Annotated in this window: 25 protein-coding genes; 12 read left to right on the forward strand and 13 right to left on the reverse strand. The window is 57.6% G+C overall.

Going from position 1 to position 22715, the window contains the following annotated elements; all coding sequences use genetic code 11:
- Window positions 1-34: 34 nt before the first annotated feature.
- The 4 genes from AC2FLJ_RS05590 to AC2FLJ_RS05605 are packed head-to-tail and all read left to right on the forward strand — an operon-like array spanning window position 35 to window position 4596.
- Window positions 35-694, forward strand: coding sequence for an ABC transporter ATP-binding protein (locus AC2FLJ_RS05590; RefSeq protein WP_282119017.1), 660 nt, complete (start codon window positions 35-37; stop codon window positions 692-694).
- Window positions 672-2246, forward strand: coding sequence for a KpsE/RkpR family capsule polysaccharide export protein (locus AC2FLJ_RS05595; protein WP_282168937.1), 1575 nt, complete (start codon window positions 672-674; stop codon window positions 2244-2246). The genes AC2FLJ_RS05590 and AC2FLJ_RS05595 overlap by 23 nt, the downstream gene beginning before the upstream one ends.
- A 5-nt stretch (window positions 2247-2251) precedes the next feature.
- Entirely contained in the window at window positions 2252-3085 is an 834-nt protein-coding gene (gene kdsA / locus AC2FLJ_RS05600) for a 3-deoxy-8-phosphooctulonate synthase (protein WP_282168938.1), read from the forward strand.
- Between the two features lie 14 nt (window positions 3086-3099).
- The gene (locus tag AC2FLJ_RS05605; protein ID WP_496704760.1) at window positions 3100-4596 is read left to right on the forward strand and encodes a phosphomannomutase/phosphoglucomutase; all 1497 of its coding nucleotides are present in this window, start codon (window positions 3100-3102) and stop codon (window positions 4594-4596) included.
- Window positions 4597-4652: 56 nt separating this feature from the next.
- Here the strand turns inward: AC2FLJ_RS05605 and AC2FLJ_RS05610 are convergent, their stop codons facing one another.
- A complete protein-coding gene (locus AC2FLJ_RS05610; RefSeq protein WP_496704762.1) occupies window positions 4653-6602 on the reverse strand; it encodes an AsmA family protein in 1950 nt (649 codons plus the stop codon).
- Between the two features lie 94 nt (window positions 6603-6696).
- Here AC2FLJ_RS05610 and rimO point away from each other — a divergent pair, with 94 nt between their 5' ends.
- Window positions 6697-8085: a 30S ribosomal protein S12 methylthiotransferase RimO gene (gene rimO / locus AC2FLJ_RS05615; protein WP_496696113.1), complete on the forward strand. Its 1389-nt coding sequence runs from the start codon at window positions 6697-6699 to the stop codon at window positions 8083-8085.
- 114 nt (window positions 8086-8199) lie between these two features.
- Window positions 8200-8547: a hypothetical protein gene (locus AC2FLJ_RS05620; RefSeq protein WP_496696114.1), complete on the forward strand. Its 348-nt coding sequence runs from the start codon at window positions 8200-8202 to the stop codon at window positions 8545-8547.
- Window positions 8548-8695: 148 nt separating this feature from the next.
- On the opposite strand, the gene AC2FLJ_RS05625 is transcribed toward AC2FLJ_RS05620, so the two are convergent.
- Entirely contained in the window at window positions 8696-8884 is a 189-nt protein-coding gene (locus AC2FLJ_RS05625; RefSeq protein ID WP_058275732.1) for a hypothetical protein, read from the reverse strand.
- A 215-nt stretch (window positions 8885-9099) separates the two neighbouring features.
- On the opposite strand from AC2FLJ_RS05625, the gene AC2FLJ_RS05630 reads away from it, so the two are divergent.
- The gene (locus AC2FLJ_RS05630) at window positions 9100-9342 is read left to right on the forward strand and encodes a CDGSH iron-sulfur domain-containing protein (RefSeq protein ID WP_058275570.1); all 243 of its coding nucleotides are present in this window, start codon (window positions 9100-9102) and stop codon (window positions 9340-9342) included.
- On the opposite strand, the gene AC2FLJ_RS05635 is transcribed toward AC2FLJ_RS05630, so the two are convergent.
- The 4 genes from AC2FLJ_RS05635 to AC2FLJ_RS05650 form a co-directional block, all read right to left on the reverse strand.
- Complete coding sequence (locus AC2FLJ_RS05635; protein WP_496704765.1) at window positions 9343-9603, reverse strand: DUF6455 family protein; 261 nt, start codon at window positions 9601-9603, stop codon at window positions 9343-9345.
- Window positions 9604-9669: 66 nt separating this feature from the next.
- On the reverse strand, window positions 9670-9945 hold the full coding sequence (locus AC2FLJ_RS05640) for a DUF6455 family protein (RefSeq protein ID WP_496704766.1): 276 nt from the start codon (window positions 9943-9945) through the stop codon (window positions 9670-9672).
- Between the two features lie 68 nt (window positions 9946-10013).
- Window positions 10014-10382, reverse strand: coding sequence for a YigZ family protein (locus AC2FLJ_RS05645; protein ID WP_496704768.1), 369 nt, complete (start codon window positions 10380-10382; stop codon window positions 10014-10016).
- Window positions 10379-11086, reverse strand: a complete 708-nt coding sequence (locus tag AC2FLJ_RS05650; RefSeq protein ID WP_496704770.1) for a M48 family metallopeptidase — start codon at window positions 11084-11086, stop codon at window positions 10379-10381. The genes AC2FLJ_RS05645 and AC2FLJ_RS05650 overlap by 4 nt, the downstream gene beginning before the upstream one ends.
- Before the next feature lie 122 nt (window positions 11087-11208).
- On the opposite strand from AC2FLJ_RS05650, the gene AC2FLJ_RS05655 reads away from it, so the two are divergent.
- The gene (locus tag AC2FLJ_RS05655) at window positions 11209-11457 is read left to right on the forward strand and encodes a DUF8831 family protein (RefSeq protein ID WP_108859312.1); all 249 of its coding nucleotides are present in this window, start codon (window positions 11209-11211) and stop codon (window positions 11455-11457) included.
- On the opposite strand, the gene AC2FLJ_RS05660 is transcribed toward AC2FLJ_RS05655, so the two are convergent.
- Window positions 11445-11720 carry a DUF167 domain-containing protein gene (locus AC2FLJ_RS05660; protein WP_496704772.1) on the reverse strand — a complete coding sequence of 92 codons (276 nt, stop codon included), beginning with the start codon at window positions 11718-11720 and terminating at the stop codon, window positions 11445-11447. The genes AC2FLJ_RS05655 and AC2FLJ_RS05660 overlap by 13 nt on opposite strands.
- 138 nt (window positions 11721-11858) lie before the next feature.
- Here AC2FLJ_RS05660 and AC2FLJ_RS05665 point away from each other — a divergent pair, with 138 nt between their 5' ends.
- On the forward strand, window positions 11859-12437 hold the full coding sequence (locus AC2FLJ_RS05665; protein WP_496704774.1) for a nitroreductase family protein: 579 nt from the start codon (window positions 11859-11861) through the stop codon (window positions 12435-12437).
- Window positions 12434-13132 carry an EI24 domain-containing protein gene (locus AC2FLJ_RS05670; protein ID WP_496704776.1) on the forward strand — a complete coding sequence of 233 codons (699 nt, stop codon included), beginning with the start codon at window positions 12434-12436 and terminating at the stop codon, window positions 13130-13132. Before AC2FLJ_RS05665 ends, AC2FLJ_RS05670 begins: the two co-directional genes overlap by 4 nt.
- Window positions 13133-13135: 3 nt before the next feature.
- On the opposite strand, the gene AC2FLJ_RS05675 is transcribed toward AC2FLJ_RS05670, so the two are convergent.
- Together AC2FLJ_RS05675 and mce are read right to left on the reverse strand one after the other, a co-directional pair.
- Entirely contained in the window at window positions 13136-13411 is a 276-nt protein-coding gene (locus AC2FLJ_RS05675) for a DUF1467 family protein (RefSeq protein ID WP_058275562.1), read from the reverse strand.
- A 21-nt stretch (window positions 13412-13432) separates the two neighbouring features.
- On the reverse strand, window positions 13433-13837 hold the full coding sequence (gene mce / locus AC2FLJ_RS05680; protein WP_109313240.1) for a methylmalonyl-CoA epimerase: 405 nt from the start codon (window positions 13835-13837) through the stop codon (window positions 13433-13435).
- Window positions 13838-13971: 134 nt separating this feature from the next.
- Here mce and AC2FLJ_RS05685 point away from each other — a divergent pair, with 134 nt between their 5' ends.
- Complete coding sequence (locus tag AC2FLJ_RS05685; protein ID WP_108859308.1) at window positions 13972-14688, forward strand: response regulator; 717 nt, start codon at window positions 13972-13974, stop codon at window positions 14686-14688.
- A gap of 247 nt (window positions 14689-14935) precedes the next feature.
- Here AC2FLJ_RS05685 and aspS read toward each other — a convergent pair whose 3' ends face one another.
- From aspS to AC2FLJ_RS05705, 4 genes are all read right to left on the reverse strand, one after another.
- Window positions 14936-16711, reverse strand: a complete 1776-nt coding sequence (gene aspS / locus AC2FLJ_RS05690; protein WP_108859307.1) for an aspartate--tRNA ligase — start codon at window positions 16709-16711, stop codon at window positions 14936-14938.
- Between the two features lie 78 nt (window positions 16712-16789).
- Window positions 16790-17461, reverse strand: a complete 672-nt coding sequence (locus tag AC2FLJ_RS05695) for a CPBP family intramembrane glutamic endopeptidase (protein ID WP_496696125.1) — start codon at window positions 17459-17461, stop codon at window positions 16790-16792.
- The gene (locus AC2FLJ_RS05700) at window positions 17458-18105 is read right to left on the reverse strand and encodes an aminotransferase class IV family protein (protein ID WP_496704778.1); all 648 of its coding nucleotides are present in this window, start codon (window positions 18103-18105) and stop codon (window positions 17458-17460) included. Before AC2FLJ_RS05700 ends, AC2FLJ_RS05695 begins: the two co-directional genes overlap by 4 nt.
- Window positions 18060-19187, reverse strand: coding sequence for an aminodeoxychorismate synthase component I (locus AC2FLJ_RS05705; protein WP_496704780.1), 1128 nt, complete (start codon window positions 19185-19187; stop codon window positions 18060-18062). Before AC2FLJ_RS05705 ends, AC2FLJ_RS05700 begins: the two co-directional genes overlap by 46 nt.
- Window positions 19188-19363: 176 nt before the next feature.
- On the opposite strand from AC2FLJ_RS05705, the gene carB reads away from it, so the two are divergent.
- Window positions 19364-22708, forward strand: coding sequence for a carbamoyl-phosphate synthase large subunit (gene carB, locus AC2FLJ_RS05710; protein WP_496704781.1), 3345 nt, complete (start codon window positions 19364-19366; stop codon window positions 22706-22708).
- Window positions 22709-22715: the final 7 nt, after the last annotated feature.

Consider the following 22715-nt stretch of genomic DNA (forward strand, 5'->3'; position numbering starts at 1 on the left):
GTACTTTTAAAATGGTGCAAGCAGCAGGCCCTCAATGCTTGAGTTTGAAAATGTCAGTAAGTCCTTCTGGACCGGGACACGCCGCAAGGTGATCCTGGACAGTGTCTCGTTTCGGGTTCAGTTGGGCCGTTCGATTGGCATTCTTGCACCTAACGGAACCGGCAAGACCACCTTGATCAATATGATGGCCGGCCTGGAAAAGCCCGATGAAGGCGTGATTCGAAAGTCCTGCCGAGTGTCTTTTCCTATGGGTTTCACCGGAGGTGTCGCAAACAAACTGTCCGCCCTGGAAAACGCGCGCTACGTCGCCAACATCTACGGGATGGACCCCGATTACGTCGAAGCCTACTGCAAATGGCTATGCGGATTGGGGGAGTATTTTAACCAACCTTTGGCCACTTACTCCAGCGGTATGAAAGCGCGCTTTACGTTTGCGTTGATGTTGGCCCTGGATTTCGACATGTACCTGATTGACGAAGGGATGCCGGCGTCGACGGATGTGGAATTCAACAGGAAGGCCGGCGACATCCTTCGGGAAAAACTACGCACGACTACAATGGTGATCGTGTCGCACAGCCCCGCCGTGCTGGAGAAATTTGCGCAAGAGGCTGCCGTTTTGATGGATGGTCAGCTTTATATGTTCGACACCTTGGAAGAGGCAAAGCAGCTATATGACTACCAAACCCAAGGCTAGCATCTACAACTGGCGCCGCAAACGCCGCAACGCGGGAACGGAAGAAGACCGCGCTGATGCCATTTCACGCATTCGCAACGCGACCCAGCCACCCACTGCGGCCAATGACTCGGAGTCCAATACCGAGATTGACGCCATCAAACGCGAGGGACTGACCGGGCGCCAATTGCGGTTGGCACGCAGATTGGCGCAAAAGAACGGCCTAGAGGCGACCTCGGACTATGATGCGGTGCGTTTGCTACGCCAAAAGGGCATCGATCCGTTTCATCGCGCCAATTTGCTGGGGATGGCCGGTGAAACGGCACAGACCGAGGATCAAGCCAAGGACAAAGTCACGATTCATTTGCCGCAAACGGTCAGTGAAGGTGGAAAGACCCTGCCCGGGCCCGAGATGTCTCCTGCGCAACGACGCGAGCTTGAAATTGGCGAGATACAAAAAGACATCGCCCGCCGTCGCCGTCGCAAACTGCTTGCCCTGTTTGCCCGCCTGACGGTTTTCGTCTTCCTGCCCACCTTTATTGTCGGGTTCTATTTCTACCGTGTGGCGACGCCCATGTATGCCAGCGACTCGGCCTTTTCGATCCTGCAGGCGGACGGGGGCGGTGCAGCTTTTGGCGGGCTTTTGGCGGGCACACAATTCGCCACCGCACAGGATTCTGTCGCTACTCAGGAATTTCTTGAGTCCAAGGATGCGCTGCTGAGGCTTGAACGTGACATGGGCTTCGCAGAGATTTTCCAGCAAGACTGGATCGACCCTATTCAACGGCTTTCGCCGGACGCCACGCTGGAAGAAGCCTACAAGCTTTTCCGGCGCATGATCACCATCGGATACGACCCGAGCGATGGCATTATCCGAATGGAAGTTGCGGCACCTGATCCGCAGATTTCGGTGGCCATCTCTGACCGTCTTCTGTCCTACGCCGAAGAAACCATAAACGGGCTTACGGAACTCAAGCGCGAGGACCAGATGCGCGACGCGCTGGATGGTTTTGAAATGGCACAGAAGGAGCGCAGGAGGGCGCAGGAAGATCTGATCGAACTTCAGATTCAAGGCGCGCTGCTGGACCCGCAAAACGTCATCGTCAGCTTGCGCGGCCGCATCGACGCGCTGGAAACACAGATTCAAGAAAAAGAGCTGCAGCTGGCCGCATTGCTGGACAACCGTCGTCCGAACCAGGCCAAGGTGGATGGTGCCCGCGCGGACATTGCGCGGCTTGAGGCTGTGTTGGAAGAACTCAACTCGGAAATGCTGGATGTGTCTGCAGGCGAAAACTCGCTTGCCCGGCTCAGTTTACGAATTCAGATGGCACAAGCCGATCTTGTTGCCAGGGACATGATGCTGCAGACAGCCATGCAGCAAATGGAAACCACGCGGACCGAAGCAAACCGCAAAGTGCGCTATCTGACGGTGTCCGTAAGGCCGGTGCCAAGTCAGGAACCCACCTATCCGCGCAAGTTCGAAAATACGATTTTGGCTTTTCTGTTGTTTGCTGGTATCTACCTGTTGATCTCGCTTACCGCGTCGGTCCTTCGTGAACAGGTATCCTCGTAAGACACATGAAACATGTAAAAATCTCCGACCTCACGGTCGGCAATGATCTGCCTCTGACGATCATTGCCGGCCCCTGTCAGCTTGAAAGCGCGGATCATGCGCAGATGATCGCAGGCAAAATGAAAGAAGCCTGTGATGCCGCCGGTGCGCAGTACGTCTTTAAGGCCTCGTATGACAAGGCGAACCGTACCTCAATTTCAGGTGTCCGTGGGCCCGGAATTGCTAAAGGACTGGACATTCTGGAAGGTGTCAAAAAACAAATTGGGGTACCTGTCCTGACTGACGTACATACGCCGGAGCAATGCTCAGACGCGGCCAGTGTTTGTGATGTTTTGCAGATTCCCGCGTTATTGTGCCGTCAAACCGACTTGGTGTTGGCCGCAGCCCAAACAGGCGCAGCGATCAATGTCAAAAAAGGGCAATTTCTGGCACCATGGGATATGGCGAACATTGTCGCCAAGATCGAGAGTGTTGGTAACTCGAATATTCTGCTGACAGAACGTGGCACCTCGTTTGGGTACAACACCTTGGTGACAGATATGCGCTCGCTCCCGCAGATGGCGGCGACGGGCTATCCGGTTGTGATGGACGCAACCCACTCGGTTCAGCAGCCTGCAGGGCTTGGAGGTTCGACCGGCGGACAGCGTGAATTTGCTCCGGTGATGGCGCGCGCAGCTGCCGCCATCGGCGTAGGTGCTGTGTTTATTGAAACACACGAAGACCCGGACAAGTCTCCGTCAGACGGGCCCAACATGATCTATCTGGATCAAATGCCTCAATTGATTGACACATTGATGCGCTTTGATGCATTGGCCAAAGCCAATCCTATACAGATTTAAGCAAGAGCAATAGCATGACCAAACCCATCCCAGAGGTGACCCCGAACACCTGGAGTTTTCTGCGCGATCCGATGATCAAGCCGACCGGCTTTCGCGAATATGACGCGCGCTGGAAATATCCCGAAGAGATCAACCTGCCCGGCATGACCGCGCTTGGCTTGGGTCTGGGCACACAGATGCGCAAACGTGGGATCGAACCGGTGATTGCGGTGGGCAACGACTACCGCGACTACTCGCTGGCGATCAAAAACGCGCTGATCCTGGGTCTGATGCAGGCTGGCATTCAGGTCAAGGACATTGGCCCCGCGCTCAGCCCGATGGCCTATTTCGCGCAATTCCATCTGGATGTGCCGGCCGTGGCCATGGTCACAGCCAGCCACAACCCTAACGGCTGGACCGGCGTCAAGATGGGCTTTGATCGTCCTTTGACACACGGCCCCGACGAGATGTCAGAGCTCCGCGACATCGTCCTGAACGGTGAAGGCACCCCACATGAAGGCGGAACATACGAATTCGTTGATGGTGTAAAAGAAGCCTACATCGACGATCTGGTCGGCGATTTCAAAATGTCCCGCCCCCTGAAAGTCGTGTGCGCAACTGGTAATGGAACGGCTTCGGCCTTTGCGCCTGAGATTTTCGAGCGCATTGGCGTCGAAATGGTGCCCAGCCATACCCAATTGGATTATACTTTCCCCCACTATAACCCCAACCCCGAGGCTATGGAGATGTTGCACGACATGTCCGCCTCTGTGAAAGCCAGCGGTGCCGATCTGGCTCTGGGCTTTGACGGCGACGGCGATCGCTGCGGTGTTGTGGATGATGAGGGGGAAGAGATCTTCGCCGATAAGGTCGGAGTGATCATGGCCCGTGATCTGGCCAAATTGTATCCGAACTCGACCTTTGTGGCAGATGTGAAATCCACTGGTCTGTTTGCCAGCGACCCCGAACTGCAGGCCCTTGGTGTCAAAGCGGATTATTGGAAGACCGGGCACAGCCACATGAAGCGTCGGGTCAAAGAGATCAATGCGCTGGCCGGCTTTGAGAAGTCTGGTCATTACTTTCTGGCTGAACCTATCGGGCGCGGCTACGACTGCGGGATGCGCGTCGCCGTTGAGATCTGCAAGCTGATGGATCGCAACCCGGATCAAAGAATGTCGGACTTGCGCAAGGCGCTGCCAAAAACCTGGTCTACGCCGACCATGTCACCCTATGCCGCCGATACAGAGAAATATGACATTCTTCAGCGGCTGGTCGACAAGCTGGTTGCAAAAGCTGATGCCGGAGACAGTTTTGCCGGTCGCGCGATCAAAGAGGTTGTCACCGTCAACGGCGCTCGTGTTATTCTGGACAATGGCAGCTGGGGTTTGGTGCGCGCATCCTCGAACACTCCGAACCTTGTCGTGGTCTGCGAAAGCAGCGAGAGCGAGGATGAAATGCGCGCAATCTTTGGCGATATCGACGCGGTCATTCGCACGGAACCCGGTGTGGGCGACTACGATCAGACCATCTAAGTGCTACTGCGTTTCGGGGCACCTTCTGCCCCGACGCCCTTGCGTATCGGCGCTTTTTAGTTACCGCCAAACAGCTTCAGCAGCCCCTTGTTCACTTCGTCTTCCAGTTTGTTCTTGATCGCGTCTTCGATCTGATCGCTGTCCGTAATCGTCGTATTCAGCTCGTCCCCGACCTTGTCCAAAACTTTCTGCTTGGCCTCATCTTCAAGCTCTTTGGCCTTTCCTTCAGCAACAGCTTCGAGGACTTTGGTTAGATCCGGCTTGATCGTCGGGTTGCTCCACGGCCCGACAATTTTCACTGGTACCGCGATGCCGTTTCCCGAATTCGCGCGCAGCGCCACAGGTGTGAAAAGATAGTCGATATCGCGGTTGCCGATTCCGACCCGACCGGAACCGTCGGCCCGGAAGTTATCCAGCGACATCAACAGGTCGTTGTTCCACAACACCCCTTGATCCATGGTGAAGCTGGCAGACAAGCTGTTGAACACGGTTGTGCCGCGCTCGCCCCCGCTGCGGCCCATCAGGCGGTCCAGATCAAATCCCGAGATCACGCCCTTGCCCACATCCACACGACCCTTGCCGCTGAGTGAGCGCATGATCTGATCCTCGGTCTGTCCAACTCCCAGAAATTCAAACGACCCTGATCCGGTGCCGGACAACCGCTCGATCCCGCCAAGGGCGGACAGAGCTTGCTGCACATCCATGCCATCCGCGGTCAGATTGCCGCCGACCGATAAACCGTTCCGGTTGTTGGCGACCACTTGCCCGTTCAGATGCCCTGAAAACAATGTGGCAGGGTTCATCTGAAGAACCGCTCTGGATCGATCAAGGTTAAGCGTCAGATCGCTGGGTCCCAGCGTCAGACCCGGTACGGCAATGGAATTGGCTTTGAGGCGGATTTTGCCATTCGCCAAGGCCAGCGCAGACGCATCAATCGGGGTGGTCGACCACCCTTGGTCAGGTGACGGCGCCGACCCGCCGCCAGCGCCACCAGGCGTATCATTGAAATGAGTAAGATCCAGGTCACCGCCTTCCAGCCGCGCGGTAATCTGCGGCGGGTCCGAGATAACGATATCTGCCTCACCAGTCAGGCGATTATTATCCAGCAACGCCACCAAGTTGCGCAGCGAAATCCGACCATCGCTGGTATAGGTCATCTGCCCAGCCACATCGGCCTCGCGCCCCAGTCCCAATGGCACCCCAACACCGGCCCGACCAAAAGCAGCCAGCATACGTTCCGTGTTCGTCGTTTTGGCCAGCAATCTGCCATCCATTTCACCAGCCAGATTGACCCGCCCGACAAAACCGAACTCTCCCCCGGGCGCGGTCATGGTCAAATCCAGCGGCGTTACCGCGCCGGACGCGTAGGCTGGCAGATCTTGAATCTTGAGGTCGACATCGACCGCCCCCCCGGGCACCGCCATCTGAGCCTGAACCTGCAGAGGCGCTGAAACGTTCGGCCAACTGGCCGCCAGATCGACATTGGCAAAATCGAATTTAGTTGCGCCGTTTTCGATATAGACCAAACGTGCATTCGTCAGCTTCAGATGATCCAGCGTCACCCCGCCCTGCTGCCCTTGCGGGACCGCGCCACTTGCGGCCCCCGCCGAGGCTGCGTTAGCGGGTGCCGAAAGTTCCCAATTCCCGCGCCCATCCGAAAGTTCCAACCGCAGAACCGGATTATCGGCGATCACCCGTTTTATGCGCAGGTCCCCGGAGATCAGCGCGGCAGCATCAACCCCCACGGCCAGGCTTTCGGCGCTCAGCATTGGTTCAGGACCGGCCCATTGTGCATTTCCAAAAGTCACCGGACCGGTTTCCAGCCCCAGCACGGGCCAGAAAGACAGGTTCACATCGCCCGTAAGCTTCAGGTCACGCCCGGTTTGGGTGCGGACCTGCTCAGCCAATATGGTGGCCAGCTTGTCGCCGGGCATCAGCAGCAAGGCCCCGATGACCAAGCCAAAAACCGCCACCAACAGGAAAACTATGCGCAACAGCCACTTCATATTCTGCTCTCCGCCTTTTTCATGCGTTAAAAAAGATCATCCAAAGCCTGCGCTGCATTTGCAAGGGGAAGCGTTCCCCACTATATGCCGCGCAATGACAACAAACCCGCCAAACCTCCGCCCCGACCTGGCGCCTGCCGCCCGGATGCCCGAGACGCCACGTTCGAACCAGCCGACCATCGGTATGGTCTCTTTGGGCTGCCCCAAGGCCCTGGTCGATAGTGAGCGCATTCTGACGCGCCTGCGTGCCGAAGGATACGGCATCTCGCCCGACTATTCAGGCGCGGATGCCGTGATCGTGAATACCTGCGGGTTTCTCGACAGTGCCAAGGCCGAGTCGCTGGACGCTATTGGTGAGGCATTGGTGGAGAATGGCAAAGTCATCGTTACCGGCTGTCTGGGTGCGGAACCGGATTACATCCGCGAACATCACCCACGCATCATGGCTGTTACCGGCCCGCACCAATACGAGCAGGTGCTGGATGCGGTGCACGCGGCCGTGCCGCCTGATCCTGACCCGTTTGTGGACCTGCTGCCCGTCGCAAGTGTGCAACTGACACCACGCCATTACAGCTATCTCAAGATTTCCGAAGGCTGTAACCACAAATGCAAGTTCTGCATCATCCCCGACATGCGTGGGAAACTCGCCAGCCGTCCGGCACATGCTGTACTGCGCGAAGCCGAAAAACTGGTCGACAACGGCGTGCGTGAATTGCTGGTGATCTCGCAGGATACATCTGCCTATGGGTTGGATCGGAAATACGACGTGAACCCGTGGAAGGATCGCGAGGTGCGCAGCCACATCACCGATCTGGCGCGTGAGCTGGGGCAGTTGGATGCCTGGGTTCGGCTCCACTATGTCTACCCCTACCCGCATGTTCGCGAGTTGATCCCCCTGATGGCCGACGCCGGATGCAACATCCTGCCCTATCTGGATATTCCGTTCCAGCATGCCCATCCGGACGTTCTGAAGCGCATGGCGCGCCCGGCGGCGGCGGCCAAAACTTTGGACGAGATCGCCGCATGGCGCGCAACCTGCCCGGACATCACGCTGCGGTCGACCTTTATCGTCGGTTATCCGGGCGAGACCGAGGCCGAGTTCCAGACCCTTCTGGATTGGATGGACGAGGCGCAACTGGATCGTGTTGGCTGTTTTCAATACGAAAACGTCGATGGCGCGCGATCAAACGACCTCCCGGATCACGTACCAGCCGAGGTCAAGCAAGAGCGCTGGGACCGTTTCATGGAAAAAGCTCAGGCCATCTCCGAGGCTAAGCTGGCCGCCAAGGTTGGCCAGACCATCGACGTGATCGTGGACGAGATTGATGACGAAGCCGCCACGTGCCGGACCAAGGCAGACGCGCCCGAGATCGACGGGAATCTGTTCATCGATGAGGGTTTTGATGACCTGAAGCCTGGTGACATCGTGTCGGTCGAGATCGATGAGGCCGGCGAATACGATTTATGGGGCACACGCACCTAAGCCTAATGTGCCGTTCACCCTCGATAGGCAGAGCGTGATTTAAGTTTATTGGCTTGAGACGGGATTTTCCCGGACCATGAATGAAAACCTCAACTCGCTAGAAGGAGGGTTTTCATGGCGTACCTTCGTGCAATCTCTTTCAATTGCATGGCCGCGATACTTGCGTCCCAACTTTTTGCCATCCCGGCGACCGCAGGCAGCATCACCGTTGGAACGAGCGGCCAAGTTGTTGTTGGGTCAAAATCGCAGAATACTCATAACCGCAATAATATCCGCATTCACCGGCACTATTACTCTCCGAAAGTCTACACACCCAAAGTCTACCACCCAAAACCGGTTCCTAAGAACGCGCCCTACGTTCAGCAAAAGCTAAAAAAGAAATCCTATCGCTACCTTTATGCGCCACGGTACGGGTCAAAGCGTCAACACTATCACCGCAAGTCATTTGGACACGGATATTGACGACTGGTGAGGCGATGATTGCCCATTTTCGGTGCATTCAGATCCGAGCCCGCGTCGGCATGAAGCGGACATAAAAAAAACCGCCCAACAAGGGCGGTCGGCTGTGTTGAGTAAGCGGGCGGCCCAACCAAGACCGCCCGCGGAATTCTTATTGTGCGACCGGGTTACAGATGGTCTGTCCCGCTTCGGTCGTGGCCAGCTCGGTTCCAGCCGGGCAGCTCGGTGTGCCGAACTTGTCGTATTCAGGCGTGATGTAAACCGGCGTCGGCTCTTCCTGCTGCGAGCATGCAGCTAGAACCAGGGCAATTGCGCTAACGGCAGCAAATTTAAGTTTCATGTCCGTCATTCCTCTAAAAATTTTCTCATATTGCCCTTTTTTCTGGGGCCAGTCTCAAAATACGACCTCGTTGATATTATTGCAACAAAATCAATCACAGTTTTGTGAGAGCGGCAAAACCATGCTGCTTGTATAAAGAAACATAAGCGCTCTACACGCCCCGCACGAAGGCCCTATAGTTGTTTCACGACATTAGCCAAAAGCGGAGCAGCCACATGTCAGATCAGCCGAAACCTGCCCAAAAAGCCCCCTACCCGGTCGAAGTGACCGAAGGGAAAACCTATTTCTGGTGTGCCTGTGGCAAGTCAGAGCGCCAGCCCTTCTGCGATGGTTCACACAAGGGAACCCAGTTTGAACCGGTGAAGTTTACTGCCGAGACCAGCAAGAAGGTGTTCTTTTGCGGGTGCAAACAAACGGCCAATCCGCCGCTGTGCGACGGTTCGCATTCCAAGCTCTGACTAAGTCTTCAAAGCGTTCAGCGTTTCCGCATTCACGCAGAATTCAGGGGCCGAATCGGCTTTGACCTGTTGTTTCGACAGCCACAATTCGCATTGGTCGCTGCACCCAGAGGCACGACAGCGCGTCACGATCTCCGCATAACCATTGGTGGTCAACCGCCCCTCGGCCATCGCTTCGGTCAACGAAACATCCATACATCTGGCCACCGACCGGGTTAGCCAAAAGTGTTTCTCCACGTCGCCCAGAATATCTCGGGTCATTGGCAAGTCTGCCTTTTGTTTGCACAAAGCGCCGTCAAACACAGCAATGGCGCGGCATGATTTTTCTTAACCGTCGCGCTTGCTTTCCGACAGCGAAGTGAGGCGGTCAAACAGGGACGTGTTCCTGCAGTATTCCGGGGTTTTCTGGCCTTGGGCAGATTGTGCCAGAAATTGCGCACAATGATCTGGGTTCGAACAATTACTGCAACGCAGGACCGCATCAGAGATCTGGTCAATCGAGACGTCACCGCCTATGGCCGCATCTTCCAGATCGACCCCGACGTGGGTTGCCATCTGGTCGACCAGTTCCGCATGTCGTTTCAGAGTATTTTTGCCAAGCATTGCGCTGTCTCCCTGCCGCACAGTTCTGACAGGATAGCGCGGCGGCCCGAATAGGCATTTGACTCAGGTCAAGACCCGGCGCCGATTTGATCCAGATAGGCGCGGGTGGCGTCCTGCACCCTGCGAAAGCGGTCACCGCCCAGTTTTTTGCCCCCGTACCAGCGGGTGACAATGATGACGTGGCCCTCCAGTCCGGCCCTTTCGAGCATGCGCAGGATGACCATTCCGGCACCGCTTTCGCCATCGTCAGCCTTGAGAGCCCCTGTCGGCAAGATCGTCGCCCAGGTATTGTGCGTCGCCTTGGCATAGGCTTTGTCGGACTTGAGGTCTTGCAGAACGGCATCCACGTCCTCGCGCGTTTGTACCGCTGCCCCCGACACCGCGTATTTCGATCCACGATCCGTCAGGATTACGCCCAGCCTTGCTATTTGGGTCATTGCGTCAGCCCAAGTTTTCGGGCCGTGTTCTGAACCATCTGCACACGCTGCGCATTCGGCGGATGTGACGCGAGAAAACTGTCCTCCGGGTCCGGGATGCGGTCAAAGTACTTTGCACCGATCAACGGGTTATATCCGGCATTGTGGGTAATAATTGTGCCCAACTGGTCAGCCTCAAGCTCGAAGGCCTTAACGTTCAATTGCACACCCACTTCCGCCCCAATTTTCTGTGTACGCTCCAGGTCTTCGCCCTCTTCTCCAAAGAGCTTGCCCAGATTGTTGAAAATGACTGCGCTTTCCTGTGCGTTTTCGGCCTGGCGCGGAATGTGACGCAGCAGATGATGAGCAGTCTCGTGCCCGAGTACAAAAGCCAGCTCATCTGGATTTTGCGCCGACTGAATCATGGATCGGGTCATTATGATCACCGGCTGGCCCCTGTCATCCAAGGTCTGAAACGCATTCGCTTCTGCCTGTGGATTGAGATCAACAAGAACCGTGAAATCGCAATTTTTGACTTTGGCCCGCTTCAGACACTCTGCCCGGGCTTCCTTGCCGATGGAGCGGCTGACATCCCGAACCGCGGCCGCCTCTACCTGATACTCACCCAAGGTCCCCGACCATTGGGTCGCGGGCTGCAATCGCATCTCGCCAGCACTACAGGCCGCCAGAAAAAGAGGGAGAAACAAACAGATCAGACGATACATTCATAATCCTTTGAAACGGTTGGCCCGTTTTCACGACCATAGCGCGGAGCCGCGCCAATCACCACAGCCCGATTGGTAAGGTACGGGTTGCATTGCATTCGACTGAACTGCACTCTGCTTTCATGTTTTCGATTGAGCATGAATTCGACTCGACAGTCATTACTCTGGTGGACGAAGGCCCAAAGCCTTTGCAAGAGGATGTCGTCATCAACAGCTTCGCCGAATGTGTGACGCTTGAGCAATTGGACCCGCGCACGGATCAGATTCAGAGGATCACGTTGTCTCCTGAACAGGTTCGCGATCTGGCGGCGGCTTTGGACTTGCCGGAAGGCGTTTACCAAATCCGGGAAACGCCGGATCAGGGTGAATAGACAAAAACTTTGTCGCGCGACGTGTGCCCCCGCCTGAGGATCAGAGTGGACGGTGCCACCCCCATGGCCACGGCCAATATGTTGCGCACCGCCTCATTTGCCTTGCCGTTTTCGGGCGGCGCGGTGACGGTGATGCGAATGTTTCCCTGATCGGTTAAAATCCCATCCTTCGCAGCTTTCGGCGTGACCCGAACCTCGATCCCTTCATCGGGTACGGCGCGCGCGCTCAGATCCGGTACATTTCGCAGCTTTGGTTTGGCCATCTTCCCTCTCTTCTTCTTGAACACACTTGCACGAACGCTCAGGGAGTGAAATTGATCTCCTGCATCCAGCCACTTGCCCTTGAAACCCGCCAGATGTTCAACCACATACACAACCGCCTATGTAAAGGAAGTTAACATATGTCCTTGAAGAATCCGGCCGCTCTGGAGTTTCTGCAATCGCGACGGTCGCGCCCTGCAAAAACGCTGATTGAACCCGCGCCCACGCGGGACCAGCTGTCACCCCTGCTGACCGCCGCTGCACGCAGCCCGGATCATGGCAAGCTGGAACCCTGGCGTTTTATCGTGCTTGAGAATAGTGCCATGCCGCGCCTTGCGCAATTGACCGAAGAATGTGGCTCGGCGCTGGGTAAATCCGCTGAGGACATAGCCAAGGCCCGCAACCAGTTCGACATGGGCCATCTGGCGGTCGCCGTGATCGAGGTTCAAAAACCCTCCGCGAAAATCCCTGCAATCGAACAGACCTATTCCGCTGGCGCAGTGTGCCTGGCTTTGCTGAACGCGGCACTTGCTGCGGGTTGGGGCGCAAACTGGCTGTCCGGTTGGCAGACCCACGACCGCGACTTTTGCCAAAAAGCGTTCGGGCTGCAAGAAAACGAACGCGTCGCGGGTCTGGTCCATATCGCGACCGAGGGCAAAGCACCGCCCGAAAGACCCCGCCCCGACGTGGATGGGTTGACGCAGTGGGTTTCGGAATGACCATTCTCAACGCCTTTTTTGCGGCGCTGGGACAGATCGGCGACCCAAAGTTCCGGGCTGTCCTGTTGCGCGGCGTTGGTCTGACGATCGTTTTGTTGATCGCCGCCTGTGCTTTGGCGATCTGGCTGATCAACCGGCTGTCGGGGAACGAGATCTCTCTGCCCTTTATCGGTGCCGTGCCGTGGCTGAACGACGTGCTGAACTATTCCGGCATCTTTGTCGTCCTGATCCTGCCAATATTTCTGATGGTCCCGGTGGCCTCGGCGATTACGTCGATGTTTCTGGAAGACGTGGCGCAAGCGGTCGAAGACAAGCATTACCCATCTTTGCCTGCTGTGCCCGGCATTCCGTTCAGCGAAAGCCTGCGCGACGGGCTGAGCTTCATGGGAGTTTTGGTCGTTGCCAATCTGCTGGCCCTGATCCTCTATGCGATCTTTACTCCGTTCGCCCCCTTCATCTTCTGGGGCATGAACGGTTTCTTGTTGGGACGGGAATACTTTACGTTGGCTGCCATGCGCAGGTTGGGTCGGGAAGGTGCACGTAAGCTGCGCGCCAAACACGCAACGACCATCTGGATGGCAGGCATTTTGATGGCGATCCCGCTATCCGTGCCCCTGGTGAACCTTGTGATCCCAATCCTTGGCGTCGCAACGTTCACCCATATCTACCACAAGCTATCAGGGCCTATGGCTTAAAGATCAGCCGCGCGGCTCCAGCTGGTTCAGCCAGTCGAAATCACGCACAGAAATCACGCCGGACAGGATGATGCCTGCTATAATGGCCCAGAGCACCACCGTGATACCGGTGGTGATCCACATCTTTTTCTTCAGGTGATGCTCTTCCGGTGCGCCCGCGTGGGTGCCCGGAACGATATCACCCAGATCGCCCTGCGTCTTGATGCGGATTGGCAGCACCACCAGCAAGGTCATGAACCAGATCACGGCGAACAGAACGGCCGCACCAGTAATCGACATCTCATCCCCTCCGGGGTTAGGTTACACCTGTTCCAGCTCGACCAGGCAGCCGTTAAAATCTTTGGGGTGCAGGAACAGCACTGGTTTACCATGCGCACCGATCTTGGGCTCACCCGAACCCAGCACGCGTGCGCCGGTTTCCTTCAGGTGATCGCGGGCAGCGATGATATCCTCGACCTCATAGCAGACATGGTGGATGCCGCCAGCGGGGTTCTTTTCCAGAAACCCGTTGATCGGGCTGTCATCGCCCAACGGATAGAGCAGTTCGATCTTGGTATTGGGCAGTTCGATGAACACAACTGTGACGCCGTGATCCGGCTCATCCTGTGGCGCGCCGACTTTCGCGCCCAGCGCGTTGCGGTACTGCTCAGAGGCGGCCTCAAGATCGGGTACGGCAATGGCTACGTGGTTCAGTCGACCAATCATGGAACTCTCCTCTATTCTGCATTGCAGCGGTTATGGGGGCAGATTGAACAAAGAACAAGTGCGCCAAATTGCCGTTAACGCCCTGTTAGCCAGAAGTTCCTAGCGTGAGGTATCTGCTGATTAGGAGTTCCGCCATGGACGATTCGAGCCCCTTCGCCTCTCCCGCGCAGCCGACGGCCACGCGGCCCCTGCTGGGACAAACTATTCTGGTTGTGGAAGACAGCCGCTATGCCTGCGACGCCATCCGCTTGATGTGCCTGCACAGCGGCGCGCGCATCAGGCGGGCGGATTGCCTGCAATCGGCACGGCGTCACCTGCAGATCTACCGCCCCTCTGTCATCATTGTGGACATGGGGCTGCCGGACGGGTCCGGCGCGGATCTGATCGCCGATCTGTCTGAGGCTGCGCCCCGTATTGGGGCCATTCTTGGCATGTCCGGGGATGACCACATGAAACGCACCGCAATGCGGGCCGGTGCCGACGGTTTTCTGGAAAAACCCCTCAAATCGCTGGCCTATTTCCAGACATCCGTTCTGGAACGTTTGCCCGAAGATCGCCGCCCCAGCAGCCTGCATGCCGTCCGGGATGAAATCATTAACGCCGATCCGTTGGCCTATCAGGATGACATGGCCCATATCGCCGACATTCTGGCTGGTCCGAATGATCAGCGCACGCTGGATTACGCGGCACAGTTTCTGCGCGGGGTCGCCCGCGATGCCGACGATACAGTTCTGGCAGAAGCGGCGCAGCGGCTGGCCGAGTCCCGGGCAGACGGGACCCCAGTAACGGCCGTCGCCGCTCAGGTCGCCGGGATTGTGCAGACCCGTTTGGAACAACGTGAGGCGATTTGAGATGATGACCGCTTACTTCATAACCGCAACGATCCTGTGCCTTTGGGTCTACTGGCAAACCCGCGCTACCGCCCGTGATATTCGCTCCAGCCGGAAGTCATTTAAGGACCCATGGGAATAGGTCGCCAACAAACGGGCTATGCAGACCTGTGACCAAGCTATGAATACCGGTCCATAGCCATGACCTTTGTACAAGCGCAAACCATGAGAAAACCCGCTGCAGGGTAAGCAGCGGGTTTTGTCATTCTCAGTCTTGAGGGATGATCCGCAGGCCCAGCTCCATCATCTGATCCGAAGTCGGATCGGATGGTGCGTCCATCATCAGGTCCTCGGCACGCTGGTTCATGGGGAACATCATGACCTCGCGGATGTTGGCTTCATCGGCCAGCAGCATCACGATACGGTCGATACCAGCGGCGCAGCCACCGTGCGGCGGGGCACCAAAATGGAAGGCGTTGAACAACGCACCAAAGCGGCTTTTGACTTCATCCTCGCCATAGCCTGCCAGCTCAAAGGCCTTCAGCATGATCTCGGGCTTGTGGTTTCGGATCGCACCCGACACCAGCTCATACCCATTGCAAGCCAAGTCGTACTGATAGCCGCGCACGTCCAGAGGATTGCCTTCCAGAGCCTCCATTCCGCCCTGCGGCATCGAGAACGGGTTGTGTTCAAAGTCGATGGCACCGGATTCTTCGTCCTGCTCGTAGATCGGAAAATCCACGATCCAGGCAAAGGCGAAGCGGTCTTTCTCGGTCAGGTTCAGTTCCTCACCGATCACATCACGCGCTTTACCAGCGACCTTTTCAAAGGCTTTGGGCTTGCCACCCAGGAAGAATGCCGCATCGCCAACGCCCAGCCCCAGTTGCTGACGGATGGCCTCGGTACGTTCGGGGCCGATGTTTTTAGCCAGCGGACCGGCGGCCTCCATCCCTTCGCCCTGATCGCGCCAGAAGATGTAGCCCATGCCGGGCAGACCCTCTTTCTGAGCGAATGCGTTCATGCGGTCGCAGAACTTACGGCTACCACCGGTCGGCGCGGGGATGGCGCGGATTTCGGTGCCTTCCTGCTCCAGCAGCTTCGCGAAAATCGCGAAGCCAGACCCGCGGAAGTGGTCAGAGACCACTTGCATTTTGATAGGGTTCCGCAGATCGGGCTTGTCGCTGCCGTACCACAGCGCCGCATCTTTGTAGGAAATCTGCGGCCATTCCTGATCGACCTTACGCCCTCCGCCGAACTCTTCGAACACACCGGTCAGAACCGGCTGGATCGTGTCGAACACGTCCTGCTGTTCGACAAACGACATCTCAAGGTCAAGCTGGTAGAAATCAGTGGGCGAGCGGTCGGCACGTGGGTCTTCGTCACGGAAGCAGGGCGCGATCTGAAAATACTTGTCGAAGCCCGACACCATGATCAGCTGTTTGAACTGCTGTGGGGCCTGCGGCAGCGCGTAGAACTTGCCCGGGTGCAAACGCGACGGCACAAGGAAGTCACGCGCGCCTTCAGGCGACGATGCGGTGATGATCGGCGTCTGATACTCGCGGAAGCCCTGATCCCACATGCGCTTGCGCATCGAAGCGACAACGTCCGAACGCAGGGTCATGTTGTTCTGCATCGCCTCGCGGCGCAGGTCCAGGTAACGGTAGCGCAGACGCGTTTCCTCGGGGTATTCCTGATCTCCGAACACCATCAGCGGCAGCTCGTCGGCAGCACCCAGCACTTCCAGTTCACGAACGTAAACTTCGATCTCGCCGGTCGGCAGTTTCGAGTTCACAAGTTCTGGGTCACGTGCTTTGACGGTGCCGTCGATGCGGATACACCATTCCGAACGTACTTTCTCAAGCTCGGCAAAAGCTGCACTGTCGCCATCACACAGAACCTGTGTCACACCGAAATGATCGCGCAGATCGATGAACAGCACGCCGCCGTGATCTCGTACCCGATGCACCCAACCGGACAGGCGGACGGTTTCACCGACATTGGCGGCGGTCAGTGCGGCGCAGGTGTGGCTGCGGTAGGCGTGCATGGATTTATCCCTTCGGGCGTAGAATTCGTCGCGCCGGTACACCCTGTCAGGCTTGGAAAGTCAAGGCAGGTCGCGCCGTCAAAACGGCCTTTGCACATTGCCGGAATAGAAATAGATGCCCAGACCCGCCGCAAAGATAACATTCCCCGCAATAGCGTGCAGCAGGACCGCGTAGAAAAACGACCCGCGTTGGCGGTAGGCCCAAGTGAACAACAGTCCTCCGCCAAAGGTCATGATGGCGACAATCCAGCTCCAGTACATCAGGTGGGCCAGCGAAAACAGGGACGCGTTCAGTAGGTAAGCCGCCTTCCCGTTTGGAAGGATCGCCTGGTAGCGGCGGAAAAACAGTGATCGGAACAGAAGCTCTTGCGGCAGAGCCGAAGCGATCGGGTACGCCAGCCAGATCACTGCCAGGAATTCGGGCCGGTAGAGAAGCATGCGAAATGCAACGTCCGGTCGCATCGCCATAACGACCGCCGAGCAAAACGCCGTCATGGCAACAGCAAAAAGAGCGATTTCGCGCCACGTCCAATTGCGCCAGTTGTACCGAAGTTCGGACCAGGTAAAACCAGGCGTGTAATGGAGCAGGATGATACCGATGGCCGTGAAGGTGAACAGCGACGGAAACATCCAATTCGGAGGGAAAAAGACCGCGATCAGAACTGGCACAGCGACAAAGAATAGGCCGAACTCCAGCCGTAGCCGCAGGTGATGCGTTCCGTCGCGCGCCCAATCGCTCTGTTTGCTCACAATACCGCCAATTCCGACCGGATCAGGCCACGTAAGGAATTCCCTACGAAAACTTTTTCCGCGTTTTGCAGATCGGTCAAGGACAAGACGCTTTCGGTAACCTGTTTATTATCAAGTAGTTCTTCTCGCAGAATTCCCGGAAGCAATCCGCAGGTCAGCTTTGGCGTCAGACGTCGGCCGTCCGGCATGTGCAGGAACAGGTTGGTGATGGTCCCTTCGCACAGCTCGTCACGCTCGTTCAGGAACAGAAATTCGTCTATTCCGTCCGGCAGCGATGCGCGAGCCGTGTCGTAAACAGAGCGTTGGGTCGTCTTGTGCTGCAACCAAACATCCGACGCGGAAAGCCGCATTTTGGTGACCGCGACCCGCCATAATGGTGGGTTACCGGCCAGTACTCCGGTTGTCACATCGTATGTTCCATCAACTGCCAGCGTAAGCCGGCAACGCAGAGGTGATTGCCCTACGACAGTGTCTAGTGCCTGGATGGCGGCGCACGCATCGAAAGGAATGCCCATGGCCGCAGCTGACCGAGCCATACGGGCCAGATGCCGATCTCGGCGAACGAACCCTTGCCCGGGTCGAAAGGCCAGTGTTTCGATCAGGCGGAAGTCAGGGTCAGCTGGTGGGCAAAGCGAGCTTTCCATAGCGCTTCCTCATATTCCGATGGGGCCGTGCTGTCCCAGATCACTCCACCGCCGACGTTGAGGGTGGCCGAGCCATCCTCGACCATCAGCGTCCGGATCGCCACGTTGAATTCTGAACGCCCGTCCGGCGCGGCCCAGCCAATCGCACCGCAATAAACATCGCGGGGCCAGGGTTCGAGATCGGACAGAATCTCCATGGCTCGAATTTTAGGGGCACCGGTGATGGAACCGCAGGGGAACAGAGCCGTCAGGATATCGGACAGCTCGGCGCCCATATGCAGCTGCGCCTGCACCAGCGAGATCATCTGATGCACGGTCGCATAGGTTTCGACCTTGAACAGCTCGGGCACCTTGACGGATCCGGGCATCGCGACTCGGCTGATATCGTTGCGCAACAGATCGACGATCATCAGGTTTTCAGCCCGGTTCTTTTCGTCGACTGCCAGGAACGCCCGACGCCGGGCGTCTTCCGCCATATCCTCGCTGCGGGGTTGGGTCCCCTTCATCGGGCGGGTTTCGATCCCGCGGTCCGCGTTTGTGCGGAAGAACAACTCGGGAGACCGGCTGAGTAGATCGGGCAACCCATCCTGCTGGATCAGCGCGCCGTGACCTACGGGCTGTCCGGCCGTGAGCGCGGCATAAAGCGCGGCGCTGTCGCCCTCTACAGTCATATCAATCGGGAATGTCAGGTTGGCCTGATAGATATCCCCTGCCCCAATGGCGTCATGTACGTGTTGAAACGCCTGCGTGTACCGTGCCTCGTCCCAGCGCGGTTCAAAATGGGTCACCCCACCGGATGCAGCGGGCAATTCCCGCTGAATGGGGCGATCATAAACGCCGAAGCATAGTAAAGGCAGCCGGCGGCCATCAGGCATGCGGTCAGACAGCCGCGGTTCCAGCACGTACCCCAGCTCATAGCTGGCATAGCCAGCTAACCAAGCCCCTTGCGCGCGCGCCTGGTCCAGCGCCTCCAACGCTTGGGGCACGTCCTCCGCATTGTCCGCGCGGATCATTTCGGCTGGCCGGTCAAAACTGGTTCCTGACCCGGCTGGCCCCTGATCAAAACGAATACGCAATTGCATCCTCATTTGCCGTGCTGCGCGGTATAGAGAATACGCCGCCAAGGGAAAGGGGGGAAAGCGGCAATTTCGCCCCTGTTTCCGATCCCCCTTGCACCTTTTCGCGCGGTCCCTATAACGCAGGACAATTTGGGCGCTTGGGGGTGCCCTGAATCGCGGACAATCGAAGGAACGTGGCCATGCCGAGAAGAACCGACATTCAGTCGATCATGATCATCGGGGCGGGCCCCATTGTTATTGGTCAGGCTTGCGAGTTCGACTATTCCGGCGCTCAGGCCTGCAAGGCACTACGGGAAGAAGGATACCGGGTCATTCTGGTGAACTCAAACCCCGCTACGATCATGACCGACCCCGGGCTGGCCGACGCAACATATATCGAACCGATTACGCCCGAAGTTGTCGCCAAGATCATTGAAAAAGAACGCCCCGACGCGCTGCTGCCCACGATGGGCGGGCAGACCGGCCTGAACACCTCGCTCGCGCTGGAAGAGATGGGCGTGCTGGACAAGTTTGGCGTCGAAATGATCGGTGCCAAGCGCGACGCCATTGAAATGGCCGAAGACCGCGCCTTGTTCCGCGAGGCGATGGACCGGCTGGGCATCGAAAATCCCAAGGCCGAGATCGTGACTGCCCCCAAGAACGAAAGCGGCAAGAAAGACCTGGACGCCGGTGTGGCGCTGGCCCTCGAAACCCTTGAAAATGTCGGCTTACCCGCCATCATCCGCCCCGCCTTTACGCTGGGCGGCACAGGCGGCGGCGTGGCGTATAACCGCGAAGACTATATCCATATTTGTCGCACCGGCATGGATGCCTCGCCAGTGGGCCAGATCCTAATCGACGAAAGCCTTTTGGGATGGAAAGAATACGAGATGGAGGTGGTGCGCGACACCGCCGACAACGCCATCATCGTCTGCTCCATCGAAAACATCGACCCGATGGGCGTGCACACGGGTGACTCGATCACCGTCGCCCCGGCCCTGACGCTGACTGACAAAGAATACCAGGTCATGCGCAATCACTCGATTGCCGTGCTGCGCGAGATCGGCGTCGAGACCGGCGGATCGAACGTACAATGGGCGATCAACCCGGTCGACGGACGGATGGTCGTGATCGAGATGAACCCGCGCGTATCGCGTTCTTCGGCGCTGGCGTCAAAGGCAACCGGTTTCCCGATTGCCAAGATCGCCGCCAAGCTGGCCGTCGGTTATACGCTGGATGAGCTGGACAACGACATCACCAAAGTCACCCCGGCCAGCTTTGAGCCGACCATCGACTATGTTGTCACCAAGATTCCGAAATTCGCGTTCGAGAAATTCCCCGGCTCCGAGCCCTACCTGACCACCGCCATGAAATCGGTGGGTGAGGCCATGTCTATCGGCCGTACTATCCACGAATCGATGCAAAAGGCGCTGGCTTCGATGGAATCGGGTCTGACCGGGTTTGATGAGGTGGAAATCCCCGGCCTGAATGTCGGTGTCTGGGACGAAGCCGACGACAAGGCCGCCGTCATCAAAGCAATCAGCCAGCAGACGCCCGACCGTCTGCGCACCATCGCGCAAGCAATGCGCCACGGGCTGACCGACGATGAGATCTTTGGCGTCACCAAGTTCGACCCTTGGTTCCTTGCCCGTATCCGCGAGATAATCGAAGCCGAACGCCAAGTGCGCAAAGACGGCCTGCCCGTGACCGAGGAAGGCATCCGTAAGCTCAAGATGCTGGGCTTTACTGACGCGCGTTTGGGAAATCTGACTGGTCGTGACGAAGACAACGTCCGCCGGGCGCGCCGCAATCTGGGCGTTACAGCCGTGTTCAAACGCATCGACACCTGCGCCGCCGAGTTCGAGGCGCAGACGCCCTATATGTACTCGACCTACGAAGCCCCCATGATGGGTGACGTAGAATGCGAGGCGCGTCCGTCTGACCGCAAGAAAGTCGTCATCCTTGGCGGTGGCCCGAACCGGATTGGTCAAGGCATCGAGTTCGACTATTGCTGCTGCCACGCCTGTTTCGCGCTGACCGACGCTGGTTATGAAACCATCATGATTAACTGCAACCCCGAGACCGTGTCGACCGACTACGACACCTCGGATCGTCTGTATTTTGAACCTCTGACTTTCGAACACGTCATGGAAATCCTGACGAAGGAACAGGAAAACGGCACCCTGCACGGCGTGATTGTTCAGTACGGCGGTCAGACCCCCCTGAAACTGGCCAACGCGCTGGAAGCCGAAGGCATTCCGATCCTGGGCACTACTCCGGATGCCATCGATCTGGCCGAGGATCGTGAACGCTTCCAGGCGCTGGTCAATGATCTGGGCCTGAAACAGCCCAGAAACGGCATCGCATCAACCGACGCGCAGGCGCTGGATATTGCTGAAGAGATCGGTTTCCCGCTGGTGATCCGCCCCTCTTACGTTCTGGGTGGTCGCGCGATGGAAATCGTGCGCGATATGGATCAACTGAGGCGCTACATCAACGAGGCCGTGGTCGTCTCGGGCGACAGCCCAGTACTGCTGGACAGCTACTTGGCTGGTGCAGTTGAGCTGGACGTGGACGCGCTGTGCGACGGCACTGACGTGCATGTGGCTGGCATCATGCAGCATATCGAAGAGGCGGGCGTCCATTCCGGCGACTCGGCCTGTTCGCTGCCGCCCTACTCGCTATCGGCAGAGATTATCGATCAGATCAAGGGCCAGACGTTCAAGCTGGCCAAAGCGCTGAACGTTGTCGGCCTGATGAATGTGCAGTTCGCGATCAAAGACGATGAGATCTACCTGATCGAAGTGAACCCGCGCGCCTCGCGGACAGTACCGTTTGTGGCCAAGGCGACCGACAGCGCAATTGCTTCGATTGCAGCGCGCGTCATGGCCGGTGAGAAACTGTCGAACTTCCCCATGCGCCCCGCATATAAGGAAGGTCAGGACACCAAGATTGCCGACCAGATGACGCTGGCCGATCCGGACATGCCGTGGTTCTCGGTGAAAGAGGCTGTTTTGCCTTTTGCCCGCTTCCCCGGCGTTGACACCATTCTGGGCCCGGAAATGCGTTCCACTGGCGAGGTCATGGGCTGGGACCGCGACTTCCCACGTGCCTTCCTCAAGGCGCAGATGGGGGCAGGCATGGTTCTGCCTTCCTCGGGTCGCGCGTTTATCTCGATCAAGGACGCGGACAAGGGTGCGGCCATGCTTGAAGCCGCTCAGGTTCTGCTGGAACAAGGCTTCTCGCTCGTCGCGACCCGTGGCACACAAAGCTGGCTGGCCGAGCAGGGCGTTGCCTGTGAGATCGTCAACAAGGTCTATGAGGGCCGCCCGGACGTGGTCGATATGTTGAAAGACGGCCAGGTTCAGCTGTTGATGAACACCACCGAAGGTGCGCAAGCGGTTGAGGACAGCAAAGCCATCCGATCCATCGCACTGTATGACAAGATCCCATACTACACGACGGCTGCCGCAAGCCACGCCGCCGCGCTGGCGATCAAGGCGCAAGCCGAGGGTGATGTCGAAGTTAGATCGCTGCAGGGCTAATCGGCCT

The organism is Ruegeria sp. CDSA034 (assembly GCF_059612275.1).

What these genes read in the sequence shown, in the direction of transcription:
- AC2FLJ_RS05590 (WP_282119017.1), top strand. Translation starts at nt 35, where the DNA reads ATGCTTGAGTTTGAAAATGTCAGTAAGTCCTTCTGGACCGGGACACGC.
- AC2FLJ_RS05595 (WP_282168937.1), top strand. Translation starts at nt 672, where the DNA reads ATGACTACCAAACCCAAGGCTAGCATCTACAACTGGCGCCGCAAACGC.
- kdsA (WP_282168938.1), top strand. Translation starts at nt 2,252, where the DNA reads ATGAAACATGTAAAAATCTCCGACCTCACGGTCGGCAATGATCTGCCT.
- AC2FLJ_RS05605 (WP_496704760.1), top strand. Translation starts at nt 3,100, where the DNA reads ATGACCAAACCCATCCCAGAGGTGACCCCGAACACCTGGAGTTTTCTG.
- AC2FLJ_RS05610 (WP_496704762.1), bottom strand. Translation starts at nt 6,602, where the DNA reads ATGAAGTGGCTGTTGCGCATAGTTTTCCTGTTGGTGGCGGTTTTTGGC.
- rimO (WP_496696113.1), top strand. Translation starts at nt 6,697, where the DNA reads ATGACAACAAACCCGCCAAACCTCCGCCCCGACCTGGCGCCTGCCGCC.
- AC2FLJ_RS05620 (WP_496696114.1), top strand. Translation starts at nt 8,200, where the DNA reads ATGGCGTACCTTCGTGCAATCTCTTTCAATTGCATGGCCGCGATACTT.
- AC2FLJ_RS05625 (WP_058275732.1), bottom strand. Translation starts at nt 8,884, where the DNA reads ATGAAACTTAAATTTGCTGCCGTTAGCGCAATTGCCCTGGTTCTAGCT.
- AC2FLJ_RS05630 (WP_058275570.1), top strand. Translation starts at nt 9,100, where the DNA reads ATGTCAGATCAGCCGAAACCTGCCCAAAAAGCCCCCTACCCGGTCGAA.
- AC2FLJ_RS05635 (WP_496704765.1), bottom strand. Translation starts at nt 9,603, where the DNA reads ATGACCCGAGATATTCTGGGCGACGTGGAGAAACACTTTTGGCTAACC.
- AC2FLJ_RS05640 (WP_496704766.1), bottom strand. Translation starts at nt 9,945, where the DNA reads ATGCTTGGCAAAAATACTCTGAAACGACATGCGGAACTGGTCGACCAG.
- AC2FLJ_RS05645 (WP_496704768.1), bottom strand. Translation starts at nt 10,382, where the DNA reads ATGACCCAAATAGCAAGGCTGGGCGTAATCCTGACGGATCGTGGATCG.
- AC2FLJ_RS05650 (WP_496704770.1), bottom strand. Translation starts at nt 11,086, where the DNA reads ATGTATCGTCTGATCTGTTTGTTTCTCCCTCTTTTTCTGGCGGCCTGT.
- AC2FLJ_RS05655 (WP_108859312.1), top strand. Translation starts at nt 11,209, where the DNA reads ATGTTTTCGATTGAGCATGAATTCGACTCGACAGTCATTACTCTGGTG.
- AC2FLJ_RS05660 (WP_496704772.1), bottom strand. Translation starts at nt 11,720, where the DNA reads ATGGCCAAACCAAAGCTGCGAAATGTACCGGATCTGAGCGCGCGCGCC.
- AC2FLJ_RS05665 (WP_496704774.1), top strand. Translation starts at nt 11,859, where the DNA reads ATGTCCTTGAAGAATCCGGCCGCTCTGGAGTTTCTGCAATCGCGACGG.
- AC2FLJ_RS05670 (WP_496704776.1), top strand. Translation starts at nt 12,434, where the DNA reads ATGACCATTCTCAACGCCTTTTTTGCGGCGCTGGGACAGATCGGCGAC.
- AC2FLJ_RS05675 (WP_058275562.1), bottom strand. Translation starts at nt 13,411, where the DNA reads ATGTCGATTACTGGTGCGGCCGTTCTGTTCGCCGTGATCTGGTTCATG.
- mce (WP_109313240.1), bottom strand. Translation starts at nt 13,837, where the DNA reads ATGATTGGTCGACTGAACCACGTAGCCATTGCCGTACCCGATCTTGAG.
- AC2FLJ_RS05685 (WP_108859308.1), top strand. Translation starts at nt 13,972, where the DNA reads ATGGACGATTCGAGCCCCTTCGCCTCTCCCGCGCAGCCGACGGCCACG.
- aspS (WP_108859307.1), bottom strand. Translation starts at nt 16,711, where the DNA reads ATGCACGCCTACCGCAGCCACACCTGCGCCGCACTGACCGCCGCCAAT.
- AC2FLJ_RS05700 (WP_496704778.1), bottom strand. Translation starts at nt 18,105, where the DNA reads ATGGAAAGCTCGCTTTGCCCACCAGCTGACCCTGACTTCCGCCTGATC.
- AC2FLJ_RS05705 (WP_496704780.1), bottom strand. Translation starts at nt 19,187, where the DNA reads ATGCAATTGCGTATTCGTTTTGATCAGGGGCCAGCCGGGTCAGGAACC.
- carB (WP_496704781.1), top strand. Translation starts at nt 19,364, where the DNA reads ATGCCGAGAAGAACCGACATTCAGTCGATCATGATCATCGGGGCGGGC.